Raw genomic sequence first — 25954 nt, forward strand, 5'->3', positions numbered from 1 at the left:
CTGATCCGGCCCCGCCGGTCGCAGCCACCTGCGCCCGGCGGGGCCGCTCCACGTCCTGTCCACGAGTCACGTAACGAAGATCACACGTCCCTCGGCGTTGAGATTCTCGACGTCAACATACGATCGGTGACGTGGTAGAGCGCGCAGAGAACACCTCAGCAAGCGTCCCGACGGACGTCGACGTCCTCCTGGTCGGAGGCGGCATCATGAGCGCCACGCTCGCCGCCATGATCCGCGAGCTCGAGCCGTCCTGGACGATCGAGATCCACGAGCGCCGCGACGGCCTGGCCCAGGAGAGCTCCAACGCCTGGAACAACGCCGGCACCGGCCACGCCGCGCTGTGCGAGCTCAACTACACCCCGGAGCTCGCCGACGGCACGATCGACATCAGCAAGGCCGTCGTCATCAACGAACAGTTCGAGCTCTCGCGCGAGCTGTGGAACCACCTCGCGACGCACGACCGCCTGCCCGGCGGCACCGGCTTCCTGTCGAGCACGCCGCACATGACGTTCGTCCGCGGCGCGGAGAACGTCGACTACCTGCGCCGCCGCTTCGAGACGCTGCGCCGCCACCCGCTGTTCGCGGACCTCGAGTTCAGCACCGACGCCGCCCAGATCGAGCAGTGGGCCCCGCTGCTCACCGCGGACCGCGACGCCGACGAGCCCATCGCCGCGACACGTTCGGCCGCCGGCACCGACGTCGACTTCGGCGCACTCGCGTCGTCGATGATCACCGACGCCGTCACGCACGGAGCGAGGCTCCACCTCGAGAGCGAGGTCACGCGCCTCAAGCAACGCAGGGACGGCTCCTGGCGCGTCACCCTGCGCGACCGCCGCTGGAACGGCCACAAGCGTGCCCGCCGTGTCAACGCGAAGTTCGTCTTCATCGGTGCGGGCGGCGGTGCGCTGCGGCTGCTCCAGCGTTCGGGCATCAAGGAGGCCAAGGGTTTCGGCGGCTTCCCGATCAGCGGCCAGTTCCTGCGGACCACCAACCCGGAGATCGTCGCGCAGCACCAGGCGAAGGTCTACGGCAAGGCCGACATCGGCGCCCCGCCCATGTCGGTCCCCCACCTGGACACGCGCGTGGTGGACGGCGAGACCGCCCTGCTGTTCGGCCCCTACGCGGGCTGGAGCATGAAGTTCCTCAAGCACGGCTCGTGGCTGGACCTGGCGCGCTCGATCCGTCCGGGCAACATCGTCCCGATGCTCGCGGTAGGCCTCTCCAACATGGACCTCGTGAAGTACCTGGTGGGCGAGGTCACGGCTTCCGAGACCGCCCGGCTGCGCACGCTGCGCGCCTTCATGCCGACGGCCGACCCGCGCGACTGGGAGCTCATCACGGCCGGTCAGCGCGTCCAGGTCATCAAGAAGGCCAAGGGCAAGGGCGGCGTGCTCAACTTCGGCACGGAGCTCGTCACGTCGGCCGACGGCACGATCAGCGGGCTCCTCGGCGCCTCGCCCGGTGCGTCGACGGCCGTCGCCACGATGCTCGACCTGCTGGAGCGGTGCTTCCCCGAGCGCAGCGAGGCCTGGCGGCCGCGCCTGCGTCAGATGATGCCGAGCCTGGGCGGCGGCACGTGGGACGAGTCGTTCGAGCTCGACCAGCTCGTCGACGACGCGGTGGGCACCGAGCGCTGACGCGCGCACACCTCACTAGGTAGGCTCGCTCCGTGAGCGACTCCCCCGAGGCCCCGGCGATCGCGCCCGTCTCGGCGCTCATGCGTCGCGCGAAGGTCCGTGCGGCCACGGAGCACACCACCGTCGGCGTGGTGCGGACCGATCCCGACGGGGTCGTGTCGATCGCGTGCGCCTGCGGCATGACGCTGACCAACGGGCCCACGTGGTCGCTCGACGAGCACATCCGCCTGCACCGCGCCGAGGCGCGGTTCCTGGCGCTCGCCGCGGTGGCACCGGACGGCATCCCCCGGCTCGTCGACTGGCCGCTGCAGTCCTGACGCGTCATGGCCCGACGCGCTGCTCCAGCTCCAGCAGCGCAACCTTGGCCGCGGCTCCCCCGGCGTACTGCCCCGGGGCCCCGTCGCTGCGCACCACGCGATGGCACGGCAGGACGATCGGCACGGGGTTGAGCGCGCACGCGGTGCCGACGGCTCGGACGGCCCGCGGGCTGCCGGCTGCCGCAGCGACGGCCGCGTAGCTGGTCGTCCGGCCGTACCCGATGTCGGCGAGGTGCTCGACGACGACGTGCCTGAAACCGGCGAGCAACCTGAGGTCGACGGGCACGTCGAAGGTGCGGCGCCGGCCGGCAAAGTACTCGTCGAGCTCGCGCGCCACGTCCTCCAGGCGCGCCGGCGCGCGCAGCACCCGCGGGCTGACGCGCGCAGCGAGCTCCTCGAGCACACGCTCGTGGTCCTGCACCTCGAACGCGACGCGGACCAGGCCCGCCGGTGTCGCGGCGAGCAGGAGCGGGCCGAGCGGCGCGTCGACCGTCCGGTAGGCGACGTCGAGCAGCCCGTCGTCCTGCGCACGCCGCGCGAGCGTGGTGTGCAGCGCCGCGAGGTCCTCGTCGGGCGGGAGGGGCAGACCGGAGGGCCACCGGGACGGGACCGTGTCCCGCTCGATCTCGTGCGTCATGCGTGTTCTCCTTCCGTCGTGCCGTAGATGCGGCGCAGTGCAGCGATGCCGTCCGCACCCGCCCGCCGCGCGGCGGCGGCGGACCCGCCCACCAGCGCCGCGATCTCGTCGTACGGCAGCCCGCCCAGGTGGTGCAGGGCGACGCAGTGCCGCTGCTTGGTCGGCAGTGCCGCGACGGCCTGCCAGAGGTCGAGGTCGCGCCCGTCCTCGACGCGCCCCACCAACGGCCGCGCCCCCTCCGGCACGTCGCCGACGGGCACCGCCCGCCGCGCGCGGGCGCGCAGCACGTCGATCGCCTTGCGGTGCGCGATCGTCACCAACCACGCCTCGACGTTCGTGCCCGGCTCCAGGTCGGGCCAGGCGCGCAGCGCAGCGAGGAACGTCTCCGACCACGCGTCCTCGCCGTCGGTGCGCCCGGCGACCGCGCGACACACGCGCAGCACGGTCGCCCCGTGCCGGGCGACCGCGTGCTCGAAGGGTTCGACCATGCTCACAGTGTGCAGACGTTCCGGCGGCACCGGGCGTGAGGTCCGTTCGCCGGGCACGTTGTCGGGCACGGTGTGGGGCACAGTAGGGACGTGACCAACCTGGAGAACCGCCCGGCCCCCCAGCAGTGCGACGCGCACGGTGGCACGGGCCCGGTGCACGAGGTGTTGGAGCCGCGTGACGTGCCCCTGGGCGGTCTGCGATCGATGCAGGTGCGCCGCACCCTGCCGCAGCGCGCCCTGCCGATGGTGGGCGCCTGGTGCTTCCTCGACCAGTTCGGGCCGCAGCAGGTCCAGATGCGCGTCCTTCCCCACCCGCACACCGGGTTGCAGACCGTCACCTGGCCGCTGCAGGGCCAGATCCGCCACCGCGACAGCCTGGGCTCGGACGTGCTCGTGCGCCCCGGCCAGCTCAACCTCATGACGGCAGGCCACGGCGTCTCGCACTCGGAGTTCTCGGTCGACGGCGACCCGGTGCACGCCGTCCAGCTCTGGGTCGCGCTGCCCGACGACGTCCGCGAGGAGCCGGCCGCGTTCGAGCAGGTCACCGACCTGCCGGTGTGGCGGGCGCCAGGCATGCGCGCCACGGTCATGGTCGGGGCCGTGGGGGACGCCAGATCGCCGGCCCGCGTGCACACGCCGCTCATGGGCGCCGACGTCACGCTCGACGCCGGCGCCACGGCCATGCTGCCGCTCGAGCAGTCCTTCGAGCACGCCGTGCTCGTCATCGACGGGACCGTGCGCGTCGACGGCCAGACCCTCACGCCCGGGCCCCTGCTGTTCCTCGGCGACGGTCGGCGTGAGCTCGCGGTCTCCGCGGAAGACGGCCCTGGTCGCTTCCTGCTGCTCGGCGGCACCCGGTTCGAGCACGACCTGGTCATGTGGTGGAACTTCGTCGGGCGCAGCCACTCGGACATCGAGCAGGCGCGGGCCGCCTGGTCGTCGGACGCGTTCGCCCAGCGCTTCGGCGTCGTCGCCGGGCACGACGGCGTCCGGATCCCGGCGCCCGACCTGCCGAACGTCCGGCTGTCACCACGCCGACGCCCCGGTCGGGCATGATCGGGGCGTGACCGACGTCTCAGCCCTGCCCCCGCGCACCCAGCTCGTCGCACGAGCGCTCGACGCAGCCGGCGCCCGCGGCGCGATCGCGACGCTGCCCGACTCGGCCGCCACGGCCGCGCTCGCCGCGACCGCGCTCGGGTGCGAGGTGGGCGCGATCGCGAACAGCCTGATCTTCTGGGCGGACGGTCGGCCGCTGCTGGTGATGACCAGCGGTCGGCACCGCGTCGACACGACCGGGCTGGCGCACCGGCTCGACCGTTCCACCGTCGTGCGTGCGACGCCCGAGCAGGTCCGGGAGGCCACCGGTCAGGCGATCGGCGGGGTTGCACCCGTGGGCCACCCGCAACCTCTCGAGACGGTCGTCGACGCGGCCCTGGCCGACTACCCGCGCGTCTGGGCCGCGGCCGGCACCCCGCACACGGTCTTCCCGACGACGTTCGACGAGCTCGTCCGCATCACGGGGGGTTCGGTCCATCCCGTTGGTCCGTAAGGGCGACATTCGTCTCAAGAAGCGCGTGTTCATCCGATTCCTGGGGCAACTTCTGGTAGACACCCCTCGTCCGCTTTCGCACACAGGGGAGAAACCGCTCATCATGCGCACACCCGCACGCTTCCTCGCCGCCGCCGTGGCCGCGACCCTTGGCCTCGGTCTGCTGTCCACGACCGCGCAGGCCAACGACTCGACGACCGTCAAGCACCAGGGTGTCACGGCCAAGCTGACCGTCCACGACGTCAAGAACAAGCTCGGCACGATGTCCGACAAGCACTGGGTGACCCTCACGGTCAAGACGCCCGCCGCGGCGCACGACGTCGCCGACGGCATCGACTTCGGCGTGAAGTCGGTGAGCTGGTACGCGCTGATCACCGTCACCGGCGCCAAGAGCTGCAACGGCTCCGCCGCGGTCCCGACGAAGACCGGTTCAGGGAGCTACGCGATCCCGTTCAAGGTGAAGTCCAAGCGCTCGACGAGCACGACGATCGGGACGTACGTCACCTCCGGCGCGTGCAAGGTCAGCGCGAAGGTCTCGGCCTACCGCTACGCGAGCAACCCCGCGCTCGACGTCGACACCGACTTCACGGTCAAGGCCACGGGCTACATCCGCAGCGCGGTGAAGGTGACCACGCCGCACCGCTCGGCGACCTCGGTCAAGAAGAACCACACGGTCACGCTCTCCGGCAGCGCCACCTACCAGAAGGCCAGCCCGACCGTCTCGTACAAGTACAAGCCGCTGGCCAAGGGCACCAAGGTCACCATCCAGTTCCGCGCCAAGGGATCGAAGACCTGGAAGTCCGTCAAGACGGTCAAGGTGACGGGCTCGAAGGGTCACTGGAGCGCCAAGGTCAAGGTCACCAAGACCGGCTCCTACCGTGCGGTCGTGAAGGCGACGAGCAAGCTCCAGACGAAGGCGTCGTCGTCGGTGGTCGTCAAGAAGAAGTAGGACACCGCCTCCAGGTACGTCCCCGCGGCGCACGGACCGAATGGTCCGTGCGCCGCGGTATCTCTGCCGCCTCGCGCCGCTCCTCCACGGTCGACGGTGCGCACGGTCGCGCGCCGCGCGAGCGGAGGTGTCTCACGTGAGCTATCCGGGTGACGGCCGGCTGCCGGTCATCTACGTCCGCGGCTTCGCCGGTGGTCCGGCGGGCATCGACAACGCGGTCGGTGACCCGCTCTACGGCTTCAACGAGGGTTCGGTCCAGGTCCGGGTGGACGGCGCCGATCGCGCGGCGTTCCACCAGTTCGAGAGCCCGCTGCTGCGCCTCATCGGCGAGCACGGCTACCAGCTGCTGGTGCACGGCAACCAGGCGGCGTACCTGGCGGACCAGGAGGCCGGCTCGGTGCCGGCGGCGTCCATCTGGGTCCACCGCTTCTACGACGCGTTCGCTCCCGCGCTCACCAAGGACGCACCGGCGTTCTCGATCGAGTCCGCCGCCCGGTCGTTGCTCGACCTCGTGCTGCTGGTCCGCAAGCAGACCGGCGCCCCGCGCGTCTTCCTGGTGGCGCACTCCATGGGCGGCCTGGTGGTGCGCTCCATGATCCAGAAGGTCGCCGTCGAGGACGAGCACCTGGGCGGACGCCCCGACGCCGCTTCGGCGCTCGTCGACCGCGTCTTCACCTACGCGACGCCGCACGGCGGCATCGAGTTCGCGGTCGGGTTCGGGCTTCTGGAGAAGGTGCGCGACCTGACAGGCATCCAGGGGGCTGACATCTTCGGTCCCGCACGCATGCGCGAGTACCTGACGCCCTCGGGCGCCGTGACGGGAGCGTTCGACGCGACCGTGATGCCGGCGGACGGCTTCCCCCACGAGCGCCTCTTCTGCTTGGTCGGCACGGACTCGGACGACTACGACGTCGCGAAGGGTCTGTCCGCGCGGGCCGTCGGCGCCCGCAGCGACGGGCTCGTGCAGATCGACAACGCGTACGTGCAGGGCACGCCGCGCGCGTTCGTGCACCGCAGCCACTCGGGCCGGTTCGGGATCGTCAACTCCGAGGAGGGGTACCAGAACCTGTCCCGGTTCCTGTTCGGCGACCTCGGGGTGGAGGCCACCCTGACCGGGTTGCGTCTCCCGGGCACGCCCGACGACGACACCGACTGGCAGCTCGAGGCGGCGCTCTCGATCCGCGGCCTGCCGGTCGTGCTGCACGAGCAGAGCACGGCCCACCTGTGCCCGATCCAGATCGAGCGGCCCGCGACCGCCGACACCGCCGCCACTCCCCTCCCGCTGGTCCGCACGTACCTGTCGTCGCAGGCCACCCGACCGACGGACGCGTCGGGCGGCCGGGTCGCGACGATGCGCCACGTCCTGCGGCTGCGGCTGCTGTCGCTGCGCCGCCGCGGCGGGCTGCTGTCCTTCGCCGACCACCTCGAGCAGACCGCCGACTGGGAGGACACGCTGGTCGTCGACATCGGCCCGGACGCGACGGGCCGGCCGGCCACGTGGGGCGTCTGGGCGTCGTCGCTCCCCGGCGCGATCCGGGACTGGTCGCCGGACCCCGCGCACGACCCGCCGCTCGTCGACACCGAACCGGCCCCGGGCCACTGGCGCGTGAACGTGCCGGTGCCACCGGCCGCGCACGGCCTCCTCGGTGCGGCGGCCGGGGTCACGATCGAGGTCGTCGGGCGCTCGACCGCGGACCACGGCGCGTGATGGCGATGCCGGTCGGGTCGAGCGACCTGTTCGAGACGCCGGATCCGGGCGCCCCTGCCGACGTGTTCGCGACGCGCGTCGTCGCGGCGACCATCGGGGCCGCCGAGACCCTCTCGATCTACCTGGGCAGGCGGCTCGGCTGGTACGACGACCTCGTGACGTACGGGCCCTCGACGTCCCGGGAGCTGGCCGACCGCACCTCGAGCCAGGAGCGCTACGCGCGCGAGTGGCTCGAGCAGCAGGCCGTCAGCGGCTGGTTGGCGGTCGACGACGTGGCCGCGCCGGCGACCGCCCGCCGGTACCACCTGCCGCCGGGTGCCGCCGAAGCGCTGACGGACGTCGACAGCCTGGCGTTCACCGCGCCGGCAGCCGGGATCGCGGTTGCCGCAGGTCGACGCATCGACGACCTCGCAGCCGCCTACCGCGACGGCGGCGGGGTGAGCTGGTCACAGCTCGGTCCGGACGCGCGCGAGGCCCAGGCCGCGTTCAACCGGCCCATGCTCCTGCACGAGCTGGCCCAGGAGATCGTCCCGCAGCTCCCGTACCTGCACGCCGCCCTCGTCCGTGGCGCTCGGGTGGCGGACGTCGGCTGCGGCGAGGGCTGGTCCGCCATCGGGCTCGCGCGCGCGTTCGAGCGCGCCACGGTCGAGGGGTTCGATCTCGACGAGCCGTCGGTGACCGCCGCGTCGGCGCACGCGGCCGACGCCGGCGTCGCCGACCGGGTCCGCTTCTCGGCCGTCGACGCGGCCGACATCGCCGCCGACGCTCATGGATCCTTCGACGTCGTGACCGCGTTCGAGTGCGTCCACGACCTGCCCGACCCTGTGGCCGTGCTTCGGACCATGCGTTCGATGGTTCGGCCCGACGGCTACGTGCTGGTCATGGACGAGCGGACCGCGGATCGGTTCACGGCCCCCGCCGGTCCGGTCGAGCGACTGCTGTACGGGTACTCGCTGCTGTGCTGCCTGCCCGACGGGCTCTCGACCCCGGGCAGCGTCGGGACCGGGACCGTCATGCGGCCCGGCCTCCTGGCGCGGTACGCGGCCGACGCCGGTTTCGACCACCTCGAGGTGCTGCCGATCGAGCACGAGTTCTTCCGGTTCTACCGGCTGCACCCGTGATCAGTCGTCGGCCATCCCGGCCCCGCCCTTGAGTTCGGCGCTGATCTGGTCGGCGTCCAGGACGTCGAGCGCGGAGGTGAGGGCCGCCGAGCTGAACGTGCCGATCGAGCGCGCCTCGAGCAGCGCGGCGCGCTGCGCGGCGATGATCGCCAGCCGCAGCTCGAGCACCTGGGCGTTGATCTGCCGCGACTTCTCCTGCAGCTCCTCGGCCTGCTCCATGCGCGCCTGCCGTCGCGCCCGCTCCAGCACCCGCGGGTGGTACTCGGTGCCGTCCGCGCGACGCAGCAGCGGGTCGTCGACCACGCCCGCGGCGGCGTCCGCCAGGGCCGACATCAGGGCCGACCTCTCGTCGCCCTCCTCCTGCGCGGCGCCGCCGACGCCCAGCCGCCGGACGACCCACGGCAGCGTGCCTCCCTGGATCAGCAGGCTCCCGGCGGCCGCCGTGAACGCGACGAGCACCAGCAGCGGGCGCTGCGGCGTGCTGGTCGGCAGCGTCAGGGCGGCCGCGACCGTGACCGCACCACGCATCCCCGCCCAGACCAGGACCACGCCGTCGCGCCCGGTCAGCGGCTGCGCGGCCAGGTAGTCGACGTCCGCCAGCTGCTGCGCGACCCGCTTGGTCCAGTCGCGCTGGCGCCGGCCGGCGCGGTCCGGGTCGCCGAGTCTGATCCGCTCCTCGTGGCCCCTGCGCCGTACCTGCTCCTCGTAGCGCGCCGCCGCGTCGCGCACCCGTGCGCGCTCGGCCTCGGGGTCGATCCGCTTCCCACTCCCGACGAGGAGCACGACCGCGACGTAGACGCTGCGCAGCAGCAGGGCGACGACGACCGCCACCGCGCCCATCCACACGGCCAGCCAGATCGAGTCGTGCTCGTCGCGGACCTCGTCGACGAGGCCGAACAGCTGCAGCCCCATCGTCAGGAAGACGCCGCCCTCGAGGACGACCTCGATGGTCGACCAGTTCGAGGTCTCGGCCAGCCGGTCCTGGGCGCGCAGGTACCGGGCCGATCCCTGGCCGGTGATCAGCCCGGCGGTGACCGCGGCGACCAAGCCGGACGCGCCGAAGTGCTCCGCCGGCGCGAAGGCGACGAAGGGCGCGACGAACGAGATCGCGGTGGACGCGGCGGCATCGTGGAGCGCCGACCGGACGCGCAGGTTCAGGACACCGACGACCGCACCGATCGCGACCGCGATGACGATCGAGCGCAGGAAGTCGCCCGCGACACCCCACAGCGAGACCGAGCCGGCGATCGCCGCGACCGCCGAACGGAGGATGACCAGCGCGGACGCGTCGTTGAGCAGACTCTCGCCCTCGAGCACCGTGACGACGCGCGGCGCGACCCCGAGGCGTTTGACGATCGTCGTGGCGACGGCGTCGGTCGGCGAGACGACGGCGCCCAGCGCGATGCCGGTCGCGAGGTTGATGCCGGGCAGCAGCCACGCGAAAACCAGGCCGAGCGCCACGGAGGTGAGCACGACGAGCGAGACGGACAGACCGCCGATCGTCCCGAAGTCGCGGCGGAAGTCCATGGTCGGCATCGAGACGGCCGCGGAGTAGAGCAGGGGCGGCAGGACGCCCGCGAGGATCCACTCCGGGTCGATCTCCACCGCGCCGACGAAGGGAAGGAAGCTGACGAGGACGCCGAGCGCGACCAGGAGCAGCGGCGGTGCGACGCCGATGCGTCGGGCGAGCGCGTTCGCGGCCACGACGGCGATGACGCCCGCCGAGACGACCAGTGCCGGATCCATCAGTCCTCCCCCGTGTCCGGTTCGATCCTGCCGCAGATCAGGGGCCCGCGGGGGGTCTCGTCGGAGGTCAGGAGCCCAGGTTCGCGGCCAGGACGTAGCCCAGGGTCACGGCGAGGACGGTCAGCAGCAGCGTGCCGAGGGCGTTCGCGGCGGCACGGCGGTAGGCACCTTGCTGCGCGAGCCGCACCGTCTCGACGGTCGCGGTGGAGAAGGTCGTGAACCCGCCGCAAAAGCCGGTCGCGGCAGCCGTGTAGGCGTCGGCCGAGATCGCGCCGGACGCCAGGGCACCCGCGAGGATGCCGATCAGCAGTGAGCCCGCGACGTTGATGCCGATCGTGGACCACGGCAGCCTTGTCGTCCAGCGAGCCCGCACCCATCCGTCGGTGGTGAAGCGGGCCGCGGCGCCCAGGCCGCCCAGCGCCCCGACCAGGACGAGGATCATCGGTCAGGTCCCTGCTCGTCGGGCTCGGGGACGGCCGTCGCCCGACGAGCGCCGAGCAGGATCCCGCCGGTCGCTGCCGCGGTCCCGACCACGACGGTCGTCAGTCCGTAGGCACAGGCCGCACCCACTCGGCCGTCGGACCACAGGCCGTGGATCTCCAGGGCCAACGCGGAGTAGGTCGTGAACCCGCCCAGGACCCCGGTGCCCAGTGCCAGGCGCAGCGCGCGCCGCCGCCGGTCCTCGGTGCCGGCGCGGACGAGCGCCTCGAGCAGCATTCCCAGCAGGAACGCGCCGACGACGTTCTCCACGAACGTGCCGACGGGGATGCCGTCGTGCGGAGGGAGCGCGTGGCTCACCCCGTAGCGCGCGATGCTGCCCACCGCTCCCCCGGCCGCGACCAGCGCGATCAGCGTCGGGTCGGCGTGGTGGCGGGCGCTCACGCGGCGATGCTACGCGAGCGCCCCGCGGGCGGGTCGCGCCCGTCCGCGGCCCGCGGGCCGGCCCGCACGCCCACCTGTCGGCGGTCGGGGTTAGTGTCGAACGGTGACACATCCTGATGTGGCGACCGTGGGACAGCTCCGCGCGACGGGGCACGTCCTCAAGACGGTCCGGACCGAGATCCGAGACAACCTGCTGGCCGCGCTGCGCGACGGCCGCGACCCGTGGCCGGGCATCCACGGCTTCGACCAGACGGTCGTGCCGCAGCTCGAGCGCGCGCTGCTCGCGGGGCACGACGTCGTCCTGCTCGGAGAACGCGGCCAGGGCAAGACCCGCGTCCTGCGCACGCTCTCCGGGCTGCTCGACGAGTGGTCGCCCGTGATCGAGGGGTCGGAGATCGGCGAGCACCCGTACGAGCCGATCACGGCGGCGAGCCGGCGCCGGGCCGCCGAGCTGGGCGACGACCTGCCGGTGACGTGGCGGCACCGCGACGAGCGGTACGTCGAGAAGCTGGCGACGCCGGACACGAGCGTCGCGGACCTCATCGGGGACGTGGACCCCATGAAGGTGGCCGAGGGGCGGGCGCTCGGGGACCCGGAGACCATCCACTTCGGGCTGGTGCCTCGCAGCCACCGAGGCATCGTCGCGCTCAACGAGCTCCCCGACCTGGCCGAGCGCATCCAGGTGTCGCTGCTCAACGTGATGGAGGAGCGGGACATCCAGATCCGTGGCTACGTGCTGCGGCTGCCGCTCGACGTGCTCGTCGTGGCGAGCGCCAACCCGGAGGACTACACCAACCGCGGCCGCATCATCACGCCCCTCAAGGACCGGTTCGGCGCGGAGATCCGCACCCACTACCCGACCGAGCTCGCCGACGAGGTCGCGGTGGTGCGCCAGGAGGCGGACCTGGTCGCCGACGTCCCCGACCACCTCGTGGAGATCCTGGCCCGCTTCACCCGGGCGCTGCGCTCGTCGAGCGCGGTGGACCAGCGCAGCGGCGTCAGCGCCCGCTTCACGATCGCGGGTGCCGAGACGATCGCGGCGGCTGCGCTGCACCGCGCGACCAAGCAGGGCGAGCCGCGGGCCGTGGCCCGGCCCGTCGACCTCGAGACCGCAGTCGACGTGCTGGCGGGCAAGATCGAGTTCGAGGCGGGTGAGGAGGGCCGCGAGGACGAGATCCTCGAGCACCTGCTGCGCACCGCGACGGCCGAGACCGTCCGCGCCCACCTCGGTGGCCTGGACCTGGGGCTTCTGGTCGACGCCATCGAGGGCGGCGCGATGGTGAGCACCGGCGAGCAGGTCACCGCGCGCGACGTGCTCGCGGCGCTGCCGTCGCTCGGCGAGTCCGAGCTGTACGACCAGATCTGCGACCGCCTGGGTGCGCACGACGACGGTCAGCGGGCCGGCGCGATCGAGCTCGCGCTGGAGGGGCTGTACCTGTCCCGGCGGCTCAGCAAGGAGTCCGGCGACGGCGAGACGATCTACGGATAGGGGCCGCCTGGTGGACAGCTCGAGAGGAACGGACTCATGAGGGGCGGGCGCTGAGATGGTGCGGACCAACCGCCGGCTCGCCCGGCGTTCCCGCTACACGTCCTACGTCGACGGGCCGGACCCGCTCGCGCCTCCGCTCGACCTGTCCGAGGCCCTCGACGCCATCGGCGAGGACGTCATGGCGGGGTCGTCGGTCGAGGCGGCGATGCGCGAGTTCCTGCGCCGCGGCGGCCGGGAGCAGACCGGGCTCGACGAGCTCGCGCGGCGCGTGGCCGAGCGGCGCCGCGAGCTGACCGCGAACAACAACCTGGACGGCACCCTCCAGGAGGTCAGGCGGCTCCTCGACAGCGCGGTGCTCGCCGAGCGCAAGCAGCTCGCGCGCGACGTCGACATGGACGAGGGCGACCGGGCACTGGCGCAGATGCAGCTCGACAACCTCCCGCCCTCCCCCGCCGCGGCGGTCAGCGAGCTGAACGGCTACGACTGGCGCAGCGCGGACGCCCGCCGCGACTTCGAGGCGATCAAGGACGTGCTGGGCCGCGAGCTGCTCGAGCAACGGTTCGAGGGCATGAAGCAGGCGCTGGAGGGGGCCACGGACGACGACCGCGCCGCGATGGGCGCGATGCTCGACGCCCTCAACGACCTGCTGGACGCGCACCGGCGCGGTGAGGACACCACCGACCAGTTCGACGCGTTCATGGCCGAGCACGGCGACTTCTTCCCCGACCGGCCCGGGTCGGTCGAGGAGCTCCTGGACTCCCTGGCCCAGCGGGCGGCGGCCGCGCAGCGGATGCGCAGCTCGATGAGCGCCGAGCAGCGCGCCGAGCTCGATGCGCTGGCGGCGCAGGCGTTCGGGTCGTCCGACCTCATGGACGCCTTGGACCGGATGGACCAGAACCTGCGCGCCCTGCGCCCCGGTGAGGACTGGTCGGGCTCGCAGCGCATGGACGGCGAGAACGCGCTGGGGCTCGGCGACGGCACCGGTGTCTTCCAGGACCTGGCAGACCTCGACGCGCTCGCGGAGCAGCTGGCCCAGTCCTACCAGGGCTCGCAGCTCGACGACCTCGACCTGGACCGGCTCGCGCGCCAGCTCGGGGCGGACGCCGCCGTCGACGCCCGGACGCTGCAGCGGCTGGAGCGCGAGCTGCGCCGGTCCGGCGTGCTGCGGCGAGACACGGACGGCCGCCTCGCGCTGACCCCGAAGGCGATGCGGCTGCTCGGCAAGGAGATCCTGCGCGCCGTCGCGGACACCGTCTCGGGCCGTCAGGGCGGGCACGACGTACGCCGCGCAGGGTCGGCGGGTGAGCTTTCCGGGGCCACCCGCGAGTGGGCGTTCGGCGACACCGAGCCGTGGGACGTCACGCGCACGCTGACCAACGCGCTGGTCCGGGGCGGCGCGACCGGCGGGCGGGTCAGGCTCGAGATCGGTGACGTCGAGGTGGCGGAGACCGAGGCACGCACGCAGGCCTGCGTCGCGCTGCTGGTCGACACGTCGTTCTCGATGGCGATGGAGGGGCGCTGGGTCCCGATGAAGCGCACGACGCTGGCGCTGCACACGCTCGTGACCAGCCGGTTCCGCGGCGACGACCTGCAGCTCATCGCCTTCGGGCGCACCGCTTCGGTGACGGGTGTCGACGAGCTCGTCGGGCTGGACGCCACGTGGGACAAGGGCACGAACCTGCACCACGCGCTGCTGCTGGCCAACCGCCACTTCCGCAAGCACCCGAACGCGCAGCCCGTCCTGCTGATCGTCACCGACGGCGAGCCGACGTCCCACCTGGAGCCGGACGGCCACGTGTTCTTCGACTACCCGCCGCACCCGACGACGATCGCCCTGTCGATCCGCGAGCTCGACGCCTCGATGCGGCTGGGCGCCCGGACCACGTTCTTCCGCCTGGGCGACGACCCGGGCCTCGCGCGGTTCATCGACGCCATGGCCCGCCGCGTGGGCGGCACGGTGGTGTCCCCGGAGGCGGACGACCTGAGCGCGGCCGTCATCGGCTCCTACCTGGGCTCGCGCGACAACGGCGCGCGCGGGCGGTGGGGCGACGACGACCCGATGGCCGGCCCGCAGCGCAGCTGGTGGCGCTGACGCGCGCCGACGTCTCGGCGGTGCGCGGGCTGCGGCGCGCGAGGTTCGGGACCGCGAGCGGCGCTCAGAACAGCGGCCACGGCACGGCGGGCATCTGCCCCTCGTGCGCGGGGAACCGGCCCGTCCGCAGCAGCCGGTCGCACCGCCCCGCCAGTGCGGCCACCTCGAGGTCCGTCAGCAGCGGGGCCAGCGCGGCACCGAGCGCCCCCGCGAGGTCGTCGCGCACGCGCGTCACCCCGGCCCGCTCGTCGTCGTCGAGCTCCTCGCCCAGCCACCCCCACAGGACGGTGCGGAGCTTCGGCTCGACGTGGAAGGTGACTCCGTGGTCGACGCCGAGGCGGCGGCCGTCGGCCATCGCGAGCACGTGACCGCCCTTGCGGTCGGCGTTGTTGAGCAGCACGTCGAGCACGGCCATGCGGCGCAGCGCGGCCGAGTCCTCGTGCACGAGCGCGACCGGCCGGTCGTCGGCGTCCGTGCCCTCCAGGACCTGCCGCCACCCGTCACGCGTCGCTCGTCGGCTCGGCACGACGTCGACTGGTCGTTGCTCGTCGTCGACGTCCTGCCACAGCTGGACCATCCCGGGTCCGAGCGGGCCGTCGCGCAGCCACGTGCGCGGGACGATCCCCCACCCCGTCGCCTCCGAGACCGCGTACGCGGCGACCTCGCGGTTCGCCAGGCTGCCGTCGGGGAAGTCCCACAGCGGCTTCTCCCCCAGCACCGGCTTGTAGACGACCTCGACGTGGCCGATCCGCGCGAGATACGTCTCGTTCGAGGCGATCCGGATGCGCCCGACGATCTCCAGGTCGTCCTCGTCGAGCCCCGTCACGGCTCCAGCGGCGACGCGCAGACGTGCCCGTCCTCGCCGACCGGTTCACCGCACAACGGGCACGCGGGACGCCCGGAGGCGACCACGGCGCGCGTGCGCTGCACGAACGCCCGCGCGGTGCCGACCGGCATGCGCACCAGCAGGACCTCGTCCGGCTCGGGCTCCTCGCGGGCGTCGGGCTCCGCATCGACGACGGGGAACGCCTCGACGACGACCTGCAGGGTCCGGGGGTCCCAGCTCAGGCGCATCGTCCCGGTCCGGAACTCCTCCTCGACGGGGTCCAGGGGGTCGCGGTCGACGAGCTCGTCGGGTGCGGCGGCCGGGATGCTGAACGTGTTGTCGGGCTCCACCATCAGCTGGTCGAGGAGCTGGTCGATCGTCTCGGCCAGCGCAGCGGACTGCTGCTTCTCCATGGCGACGCTGCATGTGCGTGCGCCCGTGCGCGCCTGCAGGTAGAACGTCCGCGCGCCGGGGCGTCCGACGGTCCCGACGACGACCCGGTCCGGCCAGTCGAACTCGTGCACGAGGGGTGGCATGGACCCACTGTAGGTCGGGTCGGACGTCGCGTCAGGTCCCCGCGGGCTCGTCGGACGGACCGGCGCCACCCCCGACCGGCGCGTCGCCCGCCGGGGCCGTGGCCGCGAGCCAGGACAGGTCGCCTGCGTCGCTGTTCGTGGCCACCACCTCTGGCCGCCGGTCCCCGTACCGCACGACGGAGATCGAGGCCGGGCCCACCGCGATGCGCTGGAACAGGTCCAGGTGCATCCCCAGCGCGTCGGCCAGGATCGACTTGATGATGTCGCCGTGGGCGACGGCCGCCCACACGGCTCGCTCGCCGTGCCGCTCGGCGACCGCCGCGTCGTGCGCGCGCACCGCCGCGACGCTGCGGGCCTGCATCGCGCTCATCGACTCGCCACCGGGGAACGTGGCCGCCGATGGCTGGGTCTGCACGACGGACCACAGCTTCTCGGTGGCGAGGTCCTTGAGGGTGCGACCCTGCCAGTCGCCGTAGTCGCACTCGGTGATGCCTCGCTCGACGAGGAGCTCGGGCGGGGTCTGCTGGAGCGCGACGAGGGACCGGGCGGTCTGCCGGCACCGCTCGAGCGGGCTCGTGACGACCGCGACCAGCGGGATCCCGGAGATCCGCTGCGCGGCGCGCTCGGCCTGCTGCCGGCCGACGGCGTCGAGGCGCACGCCCGGCGTGCGGCCCGCGAGCACCCCGGAGGCGTTCGCCGTGGTCCGGCCGTGACGGACGAGCAGGACGGTGGGCATGGGGGAAGCCTAGGTCCACACGTCCCTGACCGACGGATGCCGGGCACGCACACCGGGTCAGAACGCCCCGCGCGCCGCAAGTGCGCGGACACCCTCGTAGTCCTGCTCGTTCTGATCGGCGTAGGCCATGGAGAACTCCGCGATGGCCGTCTCGAAGCGGCGCGACGTGCCGAGGTAGGCGGCGATCGCGACCGGGTCCCCCGACACCGCGTGCGCTCGGGCCAGCGTCCATCCGCACAGCTGCGCGTAGAGCCCGAGCGTCGTCGCGTCGAGCGAGTCGACGTCGATCGACAGCTTCCAGTCCCACAGCTGGCGCACGTAGAAGTCCCGCTCCACCCCGTCGAGGCCCGTCGACCGGACCCAGCCGAGCCAGATGTCGCTCGCCGCCTGGACCAGCCGCTGCCCCTGCACCACGCGCTGACCGTGGTTCGGGTAGGCGCTGGGCCCCGTGGCGGCTTCGAGCACCGAGGACTGCGCCTCCTTGACCTGCAAGAACAGCGGGTCGTCGTCATCGCGCCCCACGAGGAGCAGCACCCAGCACCGGGTCCCGACGCTGCCCACGCCGACGACCTTGCGCGCGGCGTCGACGAGCCGGTAGCGGCCGAGGAGCAGCGCGCGGTCGTCGGGCAGGCTCGCGTGGTACCGCCGGACCTGCGCCCGGAGCCAGTCGAGCAGCTCCTCGTGCTCACGGCCGGGAGCCAGGTCACGCACGGGGACGAGCACCGGCGGGTCGTGGCGCAGGCGTCGTTCGCCGTCGACCACCTCGGTCAGCTTGTGCAGCGCCTTGAGGTTGTCCCTGGACCGTGCGCGGTCCTGCGCGCGCGCCGCGGCCGCCACCCGTCTCGGCGCGACCGCCCGCAGCTGCTCGAGCACCTGCGCCGCGTCCAGGCGCGCGTACCAGATGCCCAGGTTGGTCGTCCTGGCGAAGTCGGCCATCGCCTCGCGGTAGGCCCGCCCGACGCGGAGCCGGACGGCAGCCCGCTTCGCATCGGACAGTGCCAGCGACCGACCGGCGATCTCGAAGCTGGCCGCCAGACGCTTCACGTCCCACTCGAACGGTGCCCGCGCCGTCTCGTCGAAGTCGTTGAGGTCGAACACGAGCACGCGCTCGGGCGTCCCGAAGCCACCGAAGTTCGACAGGTGCGCGTCACCGCAGGCCTGGACCCACAGCCCGGTGCTCGGTGCGGCCCCGAGGTCTGCCGCCATGATCACCGCGGCCCCGCGGTAGAACACGAACGGCGACGGCAGCATGCGCTCGTGCCGAAGTGCGACCAGGTCCGGGACGCGTGTCACCTCCTGGGCTCGAAGGAGCGCGGCCGGGTCGGCACGTTCGGGCCCCGGCTTCCATGCGCCGAGCGCCGCGCGCGGGACGGTGCGACGTGCCTGCCTGCCGCGCGCGACCCGAGTCGCCACGTCGGCGTGGGCGACGTCCGCGTCGACCCCACCTGTCCCAGCATCCATGGGGTCATGGTGGCGCACAGGATGCTGTCGTGTCCCCACGTTCGCCTCGCGAGCGTGCACTCGAGGTTCGGCACGCGGCGCGCGGGGGACCAGCTCAGTCGAGCGCGCGAGCAGGCGCGTCAGGCTCCGAGGAACGGCCCGGCCCGCGCAGGAGGTCGACGCCGATCGGGACCACCGACAGCCCGACGAGCGCGATGGCGATGAGCTCGATGTGGTTCGCGACGAACGGCACCTGCCCCAGGAAGTGCCCGGCCAGGGCGCACGCCGTCGCCCATGCGAGCGCGCCGACGACGTTCCAGCGCAGGAATGTGCGGTACGGCATCGAGGACGTGCCGACGATCGGGGGCAGGAACGTGCGCACGATGGGCACGAAGCGGGCCAGCACGATCGAGCGACCGCCGTAGCGGCCGAGGAATCCGTCCGTTCGCTCGAGGTACTGCGTGCGCAGGACCCGCGCGTCGGGGCGGAACCGGCCTCGCCCCCACCGGCGCCCGATCGCGTAGCCCACGCTGTCTCCCGCGACGGCCGCCACCGCCACCACGCCGATCAGGAGCCACAGCGGGACGCCCAGCTGCGGGCCGAGCAGCGCGGCGGTGAAGATCAGGCTGTCGCCGGGCAAAAACGGGAACAGCAGCCCCGTCTCGACGAAGATCATCGCCGCGATCACCAGCAGCACCCACGGGCCGGCGCCGGTCAGGACGCCCGAGGGGTCGAGCAGTGACGATGCGTGCATCACAGCACCTCCCGCACAGGGGCGAGCGCGGCGCCCGCTTCGTCCGGCGCACGGTGCTCGTTGCCGCAGACCGCGCCGCGCGGGCTCTCGACCGCGCGACCGCGGCGATCCGCAGCCCCGCTCGACGAGCGGTCGAGCAGCCCGATCAGCAGGACGGCACCGACCGCTACGGACGCGCCGAGCGCGGCGCCCGCGAACGTGTCGCTCAGCCAGTGCGCGTTGAGGTAGGTCCGGCTGACCGCCATCAGGGCGGTCCACGCCACCGCGACCGCAACGAGCCAACGGCGACGCAGCAGCAGGAGCAGGAGGACCGTGATCGTGGCGGCGTTGGCGACGTGCCCGGAGGGGAACGAGCCGAAGTCGCTCACGACGAGCTGCGCGGGCGGGCGCGGGCGGGCGACGAGGTGCTTGGTGAGCTGCACCGCCACGACCGAGGCGACCATGCCGACCGCGAACGTCAGAGCGGCGAACCGGCCCCGCCGGCGCCACAGGGCCAGGAGGACGACGCCAGGGACGATCAGGCCGCCGACCAGCCCGGCGCCCAGGACGCTGACGAACCGCTGGACGTCCGTCATCACTGCGCCGCGCGCACCGTCGAGGACCGATGCCCACCAGACGTCCATGCGGAGGGGTTCGAGGTGGGCGGCCAGCACGGCGACGAGGAGGGCGACGAATACGGCCGCTGAGACGGTGATGGTGACGAGTCGACTTCGCACGCTCGGACGCTAGGTGCTCGCGCCTGACAGCGACCTGACTGTGCGGCGGCGTCGAGCCGCGCCGTCAGGGTCGGGGCCGGACCGTGCGCGCCAGTTCCGGGGGCAGCAGGAGCCCGAGCCGGACCAGCTGGTAGGCGGTGACGACGGTGATCGTCTGCGCCGCGAGCAGCCCGACGAGCACGAGGACCTGCGCCGTACCGGCCTGGAGCGGGGTGCCGCCGCCGAGCAGCACCCCGACGAACGCGCCGGGGAGCGTGACGAGGCCGACGGTCCGGGTCTGGTCGAGGCCGGGGACCAGCGCCTCGGGGACGAGCCGCAGCGCCACGACGTCGATCGCCGCACTGGGCTGCATGCCGAGCGCGAGGCCCGCTTCGTAGAGGTCATGGTGCTCCTCGAGCGCTCCGAGGACGCGCCGCCCCGCCAACGAGTGGGCATTCATCGCACCGCCGATCACGATCCCGGCGAACGGCACGAACGACGGCCCGTCGAACGGCACGGCGCCCGACGCGAAGATGACCACGAGCACCGGGACGACGCCGGCCCCGATGGCGAGGGCCGCCCACATCCAGGCGCCCGGCCTCTCGATCCGGCGCGCGGTGGTCACGGACGCGATCGAGAACATCACCACCGCGAACAGCAGCGACCAGGCGGTCGACCTCAGCACGAGCGCGATGATGAGGGAGACGGCGGCCAGCTGAACCACGGCGCGCACGGCGGCGATCGCGAGCTCGCGTCCGCGGTGCAGCCGACCGAGCCTCGACGCCGCGACCGCCAGGGCGGTGAGGACCACCCGCGCGACGAGCGCGGGGACTCCAGGCTGGGCCGGCACGCCCTCAGCCTAGGTACCCGCCACGCACCGCGGCGTGACCCGCCGCTCAGGCGCGCGGCAGGGTCAGCACGAACCTCGCGCGGTCGTCCGGGTCCAGCACCACGTCGCCACCGCTCGCACGCGCGATCCGCCGGGCGAGCGGGAGCCCGAGCCCCGCGCCCGCCGAGCCCTCGCTCCGGACGCCCGGCGTGAAGACGGCGTCGACGAGGTCCGCCGGCACGCCGTCACCGTCGTCCTCGACGTCGATCGCGACCCACTCCCCACGGGCCTGCGGGCGGACCAGGACCCGATCCCGGCCGTGCTCGAGGGCGTTGACGAGCAGCGGTGTCAGTGCCCGCAGCGCGACGTCGGCGGGTGTCGCGACCAGGAGTTCGGGCGCGGTCTCGACCACGATCGCCACCGACGACGCAGGCAGGGCCGGTCCACGCACGGCCAGCTGAATGACGTCATTCACGGGCGTGCGGACATCACCCGACGCAGCGCCGCGCGCCGCGCTGAGCAGGGAGTCGACGACCCCGGTCAGGTGGTCGGTCGCGGCGACGATCCGGTCCAGGCGCTCACGCGTGGCCGCCGACACCCCCGGTTCGGTCGCGCCGAGCTCGGCCTCGGCGCGCACGACGGTCAGCGGTGTGCGCAGCTCGTGCGCGAGCTCGGCGGTCAGCCGCTGCTCGGCGAGCAGCGCGCGCGAGACGCGGGCCAGGAGCCGGTCGAGGACCTCGCCGAGCTCGGTGATCTCGTCGTGGGGTGGACCGAGCTCGAACCGGCGGTCCAGGTCACGTTCGCTCCAGGCCGCTGCGCTCCGCGCCATCGACGCGACGGGCCGCAGCGCCCGCGTCACCGTCCACGCGGTCATCGTCGTGACCGCCGCGACGACCAGCACGCCGACGACTGCGCTCGCGAGCAGCGCGGCGTCGCGCGTGGACTCGTACGGGTCGAGCGAGGCACCCACCACGACCGTGCCCGCACCGGCGGGCAACGGGTCGGCCAGCAGGATCCAGTCGTCGGTCTCCCGCGTCGTCGCCTGGTTCACGGTCCCCAGCGTGTGGGCCTCGTCGTCGAGGGGGGACCCGCTCGGGCCGTGGACCTGCGTGCCCGTGGCGTCGAAGACCCACGCGACCTCGTCGCTGGGCTCCCCCGCCGCGCTCGTCCGCAGCGTGCCGTCCTCGGTGACGACCGCCGACGCCACGGCGTCGGCGCGGTCTGCCAGGAGGCTGCGCACGTTGTTGTCGACGGTCCGGTCGAGGACGAGCGCGGTCAGGGCGACGAGCACGGCCATCCCGACGAGGGTCGAGGCCGCGGTCGTGACGACGATGCGTCGGCGCACACCCCACGCGCGCCACGGGGTCCCCTTCATCGCAGGACGTACCCGACGCCACGCACGGTCTCGATGTGCACGTCGGATCCCACGGCGTCCACCTTGGTGCGCAGCCGCCGGACGAACGAGTCGATCGTGTTCTCCTGCACCATCGCCCCCATCGGCCACCCCGCCGCGACCAGCTCACGGCGGCGGACCACCGCGCCGGGGTGCGCGGTCAGGGCGGCCAGCAGCCGGAACTCGGTCGGCGTCAACGTGCTCGACCGCACGCCGTGGCGGACCGCGAACGTCGCGGGGTCCAGGACGAGGCCGGTCGGGGGCGTCGCCGCGACGTGCCGCTGCGCCAGCGCCGCCACCCGCACGAGCAGCTCCGGGATCGCGAACGGCTTGGTGAGGTAGTCGTCGCCGCCGGCGTTGAACCCCGAGACGAGGTCCGTCAGCGAGTCCTTCGCCGTCAGGAACAGCACGGGTGCGTGCTGACCGGCCGCGCGCAGCGCCTGGCAGACGTCACGCCCGTCGGCGTCGGGCAGGCCGATGTCGATCACGAGCACGTCCAACGGCGCCTCGCCGAAGAGCCGCAGGGCCTCGGAACCGGTGTGCGCGAGCGTGACGGTGTGGTCTTCACGACGCAGGATCTCGGCGACGACCCTGCGCACGCTCGCGTCGTCCTCGCACACCCCGACGTTCGCCATCCAACCTCCCGTGTCTGGTGCCCAGCATGCCGGTTCGGCCGGACATCACCGTCACCAGCCCGGACACGCCGACAGCGCCGAGGTCGGAAACCAGGAACGGCGAGAGGCCGCCTCCGCACGAGCGGAAACGGCCTCTGACCTGCTACTTCATCGGTCGGGCTGACAGGATTTGAACCTGCGACCCCTTGACCCCCAGTCAAGTGCGCTACCAAGCTGCGCCACAGCCCGATGGCCCCCGCAGGAGCCTCGAAGAGCCTACCGTACGCGGAGGGGTGGTCATTCCTCGCGGGCTCGACGCTGCACGTCGATCTCCGCGGCGAGCAGGCCGAGGACCAGCAGATCGACGACGAGGCCGATGGAGGCGCCCCACTCGTCGAGCCGGAACAGGAACACCTGGGTGACCAGCAGGGACACCAGCACGGCACGGCGGAACCAGCGGTAGCCGCGTTCGCGGTCGCCGCCGACGAGCACCAGACCGCCGATGCACAGGGCGAGCGTCAGCCCAGCACCGACGAGCACACCGCCGAGTACCAGCCCCGATGCGTCCTCGTGCTGGACGACGCGCCACACCGCGCCGGCCGCTGTGCCGAGCAGGACGACGACGGCGAGCGTGGGGACCCAGCGCGCGCGAACCAGGTGGTGCAGGGTGCGCACGACGAAGTCCGCGACGGCCGTCGTGGGGTCGGGCAGCTCGTCGCGGTCGTCGACCACCGCGTCGAGCAGCGCGGCGACCTCGTCACGACCGCGGACGTCACCTGCCCGTTCCAGCAGCTTGTGGGCGTGGCGCCGCGCGCGCGGCGAGAACCCGCCGGCGATACCCGCGACGGCGGCGTCAGCGGCCGCGGCCAGATACTCCTGGGGCGTCGGCGGACGTCGCCCGTGCAGCGCCTCGGAGAGCAGGGCGAACCCGACGATGACCAGGTACACGAGCGTCGCGGTGGGCGCGTAGAAGTAGTCGTAGTCCGACGTGACGAACTTGCCGATCTCGTCGACGAACAGTCCGAAGCCGATCCCACCCAGCACGGCCGCGAACGGGCGGGTGACGGGTCCCAGGAAGGAGAACAGCAGGACGAACGCCAGCGCCATGGCCAGGCCGCCCCACAGCACGTGCGACAGGTGCAGGTGCTCCCCGCCCACCTGCGGGTAGCCGGTGGCAGCCAGCAGCGCACGCACGGCCATGACCGTCACCACGGCGCTGACCAGGAACGCGCTCAGGTAGCGCGTCGCGGCGGGGTCGCGGGGCAGTCCGAGCCGCAGCAGCGCGCGGCGCACGCGGTTCACCGCCGGCGCTTCTCCCGGACCCGCACCGAGATGGAGATGGGCGTGCCCTCGAAGCCGAACGTCTCGCGCAGGCGGCGCTCGATATAGCGGCGGTAGCCCGGGTCCAGGAAGCCCGTGGTGAAGATCACGAACCGGGGCGGGCGCGTGGAGGCCTGCGTCGCGAACAGGATGCGCGGCTGCTTGCCCCCGCGCACCGGGTGGGGGTGGGCCGCGACGAGCTCGCCGAGGAACGCGTTGAGGCGCCCGGTCGAGATGCGCGTGTCCCACGAGTCGAGCGCGCGCTCGAGCGCAGGCACCAGGCGGTCGCTGTGCCAGCCCGTGCGGGCCGAGAGGTTGACGCGAGGCGCCCACTGCACCTGGACCAGGTCCTGCTCGATCTCGCGCTCGAGGAACGGGCGGCGGTCCTCGTCCATGAGGTCCCACTTGTTGTAGGCGATGACCAGGGCGCGTCCCGCGTCGACGACCTGCGAGATGACGCGCGTGTCCTGCTCGGTCATCTTCACCGAGGCGTCGACGAGCACGACGGCGACCTCGGCCTTGTCGATGGCGGACGCGGTCCGCAGCGACGCGTAGAAGTCGGCGCCCGACGTCTGGTGCACGCGGCGGCGGATGCCGGCGGTGTCGACGAACACCCACTGCTTGTCACGCAGAGTCACGAGCTCGTCCACCGGGTCGCGCGTGGTGCCGGCGACGTCGTCGACGACCACGCGCTCGGCCCCGACCACCTTGTTCAGCAGGGAGGACTTGCCGACGTTCGGACGCCCGACGAGCGCGACGCGGCGCGGACCCTCCGGTCGCAGCACGCCGTGGGCGGACACCTCCGGGAGCACGTCGAGGATGGCATCGAGCAGGTCGCCGGTGCCGCGACCGTGCAGCGCCGAGACGGGGTAGGGCTCCCCCAGCCCGAGCGACCAGAGCGCGAACGCGTCGGCCTCGCCGGCGGGGCCGTCGACCTTGTTGGCGCACAGCACGACGGGCTTGCCCGATCGGCGCAGCAGCCGGACGACCTGCTCGTCGGTGTCCGTGGTCCCCACGGTCGCATCGACGACGAAGACGATGGCGTCCGCCAGGCCGATGGCGACCTCCGCCTGCTCGGCGACACGCGCCTCGATGCCCGCGACGTCGACCTCCCAGCCGCCGGTGTCGACGAGCGTGAAGCGCGTCCCCGACCACTCGGCCGGGTAGCTCACGCGGTCGCGGGTGACGCCCGGCTTGTCCTCCACGACGGCCTCGCGGCGGCCGAGGATGCGGTTCACCAGGGTCGACTTGCCCACGTTGGGTCGGCCGATGATCGCCAGGACCGGCAGCGCGCGGGCGGCCTCCTCGAGCCGCTCGCCGCCCTCGACGCCGTCGAGCAGCGCCAGGTCGTCGTCGGCGAGGTCGTACTCCGCCAGACCGGCGCGCAGAGCCCGTTCACGGTCGGCGTCGCTGGCCTCGTCGGGCAGCACCAGGGCAGGGTCGATCTCGGTCATGGCCCCATTGTCGCCTGTCGCGGGGCCCGACGACGACCCCGCGGCTCGTCAGACCTCGCGCTGCCGCTCACGCAGGGGGTCGTCCGTGGGCAGCGTCACGCCCGAACGCGCCTGCGCGGCGACCACGACGTCCGCCATGGCGACCCGGATCGCGGTGTTCGCCGCCTCCAGCGCCTCGCGGCCGGTCATGCCCGGCCCACGCTGCACGCTGATCGGAGCGCCGAACTGCACGACCATCCGCCGCCGCAGACCCGGGATCTTGTTGACCGACTCCCCCGTGCGCCGCGTCCCCAGCACCGCGACCGGCACGACCGGTGCGCGCCCGTTGAGCGCGAGCCACGCCGCGCCCGCCCGGGCGTCGGACACGTCGCCGCGGCCGCGGTTGCCCTCGGGGAAGATCCCGACGACGTCACCGCGGCGCAGCACGCCGTGGCCGGCCGTGAGCGCGGGGCGTCCGCCGGTGCGGTCGACGGGGATCTGGCCCGCGGCCCGCAGCACCCACCCCACCGGCCCGACGAACATCTCCTCCTTGACGAGCACGTGCGCAGGCCGAGGCGCGACGCCCAGCAGGATCGGCCCGTCGACGATCCCCGTGTGGTTGGCGGCGAGAAGCACCGGACCGTCGCCGGGCACGTTCTCGCGCCCGACGACCTCGGTCGCCCACACCACGCGCGCGAGGAACCGCCCCACCCAGCGCGCCCAGCGCGGGCCCCAGGGCGACGGCAGCCGGGGGTCGCTCATC

26 protein-coding genes and 1 tRNA gene are annotated in these 25954 nt (G+C 73.2%); 9 read left to right on the plus strand and 18 right to left on the minus strand.

What is annotated here, in order from left to right:
- Positions 1–131 precede the first annotated feature (131 nt).
- Positions 132–1637, plus strand: a complete 1506-nt coding sequence (gene mqo, locus IC607_RS07695) for a malate dehydrogenase (quinone) (protein WP_191786679.1) — start codon at positions 132–134, stop codon at positions 1635–1637.
- A gap of 32 nt (positions 1638–1669) precedes the next feature.
- The gene (locus IC607_RS07700) at positions 1670–1954 is read left to right on the plus strand and encodes a hypothetical protein (RefSeq protein ID WP_370526075.1); all 285 of its coding nucleotides are present in this window, start codon (positions 1670–1672) and stop codon (positions 1952–1954) included.
- Positions 1955–1958: 4 nt separating this feature from the next.
- Here IC607_RS07700 and IC607_RS07705 read toward each other — a convergent pair whose 3' ends face one another.
- On the minus strand, positions 1959–2591 hold the full coding sequence (locus IC607_RS07705) for a methylated-DNA--[protein]-cysteine S-methyltransferase (RefSeq protein WP_191786681.1): 633 nt from the start codon (positions 2589–2591) through the stop codon (positions 1959–1961).
- Positions 2588–3079: an RNA polymerase sigma factor gene (locus IC607_RS07710; RefSeq protein WP_191786684.1), complete on the minus strand. Its 492-nt coding sequence runs from the start codon at positions 3077–3079 to the stop codon at positions 2588–2590. The genes IC607_RS07705 and IC607_RS07710 overlap by 4 nt, the downstream gene beginning before the upstream one ends.
- A gap of 90 nt (positions 3080–3169) precedes the next feature.
- On the opposite strand from IC607_RS07710, the gene IC607_RS07715 reads away from it, so the two are divergent.
- The 5 genes from IC607_RS07715 (at position 3170) to IC607_RS07735 (ending at position 8406) form a co-directional block, all read left to right on the plus strand.
- Positions 3170–4135 (plus strand): pirin family protein, encoded by a 966-nt coding sequence (locus IC607_RS07715; RefSeq protein WP_191786685.1) that lies wholly within the window; start codon positions 3170–3172, stop codon positions 4133–4135.
- A 7-nt stretch (positions 4136–4142) separates the two neighbouring features.
- Entirely contained in the window at positions 4143–4628 is a 486-nt protein-coding gene (locus tag IC607_RS07720) for a YbaK/EbsC family protein (RefSeq protein WP_191786687.1), read from the plus strand.
- A 103-nt stretch (positions 4629–4731) separates the two neighbouring features.
- Positions 4732–5577, plus strand: a complete 846-nt coding sequence (locus tag IC607_RS07725) for a hypothetical protein (protein WP_191786689.1) — start codon at positions 4732–4734, stop codon at positions 5575–5577.
- A gap of 136 nt (positions 5578–5713) precedes the next feature.
- On the plus strand, positions 5714–7285 hold the full coding sequence (locus IC607_RS07730; RefSeq protein ID WP_191786691.1) for an alpha/beta hydrolase: 1572 nt from the start codon (positions 5714–5716) through the stop codon (positions 7283–7285).
- A complete protein-coding gene (locus IC607_RS07735; RefSeq protein WP_225224572.1) occupies positions 7285–8406 on the plus strand; it encodes a bifunctional 2-polyprenyl-6-hydroxyphenol methylase/3-demethylubiquinol 3-O-methyltransferase UbiG in 1122 nt (373 codons plus the stop codon). The genes IC607_RS07730 and IC607_RS07735 overlap by 1 nt, the downstream gene beginning before the upstream one ends.
- On the opposite strand, the gene IC607_RS17725 is transcribed toward IC607_RS07735, so the two are convergent.
- The 3 genes from IC607_RS17725 to IC607_RS07750 form a co-directional block, all read right to left on the minus strand.
- Positions 8407–10152 (minus strand): sodium:proton antiporter, encoded by a 1746-nt coding sequence (locus IC607_RS17725; protein ID WP_191786693.1) that lies wholly within the window; start codon positions 10150–10152, stop codon positions 8407–8409.
- A gap of 67 nt (positions 10153–10219) precedes the next feature.
- A complete protein-coding gene (locus IC607_RS07745) occupies positions 10220–10594 on the minus strand; it encodes a CrcB family protein (protein ID WP_191786695.1) in 375 nt (124 codons plus the stop codon).
- Complete coding sequence (locus tag IC607_RS07750) at positions 10591–11034, minus strand: CrcB family protein (protein WP_191786697.1); 444 nt, start codon at positions 11032–11034, stop codon at positions 10591–10593. The genes IC607_RS07745 and IC607_RS07750 overlap by 4 nt, the downstream gene beginning before the upstream one ends.
- Before the next feature lie 103 nt (positions 11035–11137).
- Here IC607_RS07750 and IC607_RS07755 point away from each other — a divergent pair, with 103 nt between their 5' ends.
- Together IC607_RS07755 and IC607_RS07760 are read left to right on the plus strand one after the other, a co-directional pair.
- Entirely contained in the window at positions 11138–12523 is a 1386-nt protein-coding gene (locus IC607_RS07755) for a sigma 54-interacting transcriptional regulator (RefSeq protein WP_191786699.1), read from the plus strand.
- Between the two features lie 55 nt (positions 12524–12578).
- A complete protein-coding gene (locus IC607_RS07760; protein ID WP_225224573.1) occupies positions 12579–14615 on the plus strand; it encodes a VWA domain-containing protein in 2037 nt (678 codons plus the stop codon).
- A 64-nt stretch (positions 14616–14679) separates the two neighbouring features.
- On the opposite strand, the gene IC607_RS07765 is transcribed toward IC607_RS07760, so the two are convergent.
- The 13 genes from IC607_RS07765 to IC607_RS07825 all read right to left on the minus strand — a co-directional run bounded on the left by IC607_RS07765 (position 14680) and on the right by IC607_RS07825 (position 25953).
- Positions 14680–15441 (minus strand): SCO1664 family protein, encoded by a 762-nt coding sequence (locus IC607_RS07765; RefSeq protein ID WP_191786701.1) that lies wholly within the window; start codon positions 15439–15441, stop codon positions 14680–14682.
- A complete protein-coding gene (locus IC607_RS07770; RefSeq protein ID WP_191786703.1) occupies positions 15438–15977 on the minus strand; it encodes a DUF3090 domain-containing protein in 540 nt (179 codons plus the stop codon). The genes IC607_RS07765 and IC607_RS07770 overlap by 4 nt, the downstream gene beginning before the upstream one ends.
- Before the next feature lie 31 nt (positions 15978–16008).
- Positions 16009–16713: an MSMEG_4193 family putative phosphomutase gene (locus IC607_RS07775; protein WP_191786704.1), complete on the minus strand. Its 705-nt coding sequence runs from the start codon at positions 16711–16713 to the stop codon at positions 16009–16011.
- Between the two features lie 57 nt (positions 16714–16770).
- A complete protein-coding gene (locus IC607_RS07780) occupies positions 16771–18174 on the minus strand; it encodes a DUF2252 domain-containing protein (protein WP_191786706.1) in 1404 nt (467 codons plus the stop codon).
- Between the two features lie 94 nt (positions 18175–18268).
- Entirely contained in the window at positions 18269–18907 is a 639-nt protein-coding gene (locus IC607_RS07785; protein WP_191786708.1) for a VTT domain-containing protein, read from the minus strand.
- Positions 18907–19623: a phosphatase PAP2 family protein gene (locus tag IC607_RS07790; protein ID WP_191786710.1), complete on the minus strand. Its 717-nt coding sequence runs from the start codon at positions 19621–19623 to the stop codon at positions 18907–18909. The genes IC607_RS07785 and IC607_RS07790 overlap by 1 nt, the downstream gene beginning before the upstream one ends.
- Positions 19624–19687: 64 nt before the next feature.
- Positions 19688–20452 (minus strand): ABC transporter permease, encoded by a 765-nt coding sequence (locus IC607_RS07795; RefSeq protein WP_191786712.1) that lies wholly within the window; start codon positions 20450–20452, stop codon positions 19688–19690.
- Positions 20453–20498: 46 nt separating this feature from the next.
- A complete protein-coding gene (locus IC607_RS07800; protein WP_191786713.1) occupies positions 20499–21806 on the minus strand; it encodes a HAMP domain-containing sensor histidine kinase in 1308 nt (435 codons plus the stop codon).
- Entirely contained in the window at positions 21803–22459 is a 657-nt protein-coding gene (locus tag IC607_RS07805) for a response regulator transcription factor (protein ID WP_191786715.1), read from the minus strand. Before IC607_RS07805 ends, IC607_RS07800 begins: the two co-directional genes overlap by 4 nt.
- Before the next feature lie 154 nt (positions 22460–22613).
- Positions 22614–22687, minus strand: a tRNA-Pro gene (locus IC607_RS07810).
- A gap of 48 nt (positions 22688–22735) precedes the next feature.
- Complete coding sequence (locus IC607_RS07815) at positions 22736–23740, minus strand: hypothetical protein (RefSeq protein ID WP_191786717.1); 1005 nt, start codon at positions 23738–23740, stop codon at positions 22736–22738.
- Positions 23737–25212: a ribosome biogenesis GTPase Der gene (gene der / locus IC607_RS07820; protein ID WP_191786720.1), complete on the minus strand. Its 1476-nt coding sequence runs from the start codon at positions 25210–25212 to the stop codon at positions 23737–23739. Before der ends, IC607_RS07815 begins: the two co-directional genes overlap by 4 nt.
- A gap of 48 nt (positions 25213–25260) precedes the next feature.
- The gene (locus IC607_RS07825; protein ID WP_191786722.1) at positions 25261–25953 is read right to left on the minus strand and encodes a 1-acyl-sn-glycerol-3-phosphate acyltransferase; all 693 of its coding nucleotides are present in this window, start codon (positions 25951–25953) and stop codon (positions 25261–25263) included.
- Position 25954: the final 1 nt, after the last annotated feature.

This window comes from Cellulomonas sp. JH27-2 (assembly GCF_014837175.1).
Lineage (GTDB): Bacteria > Actinomycetota > Actinomycetes > Actinomycetales > Cellulomonadaceae > Cellulomonas.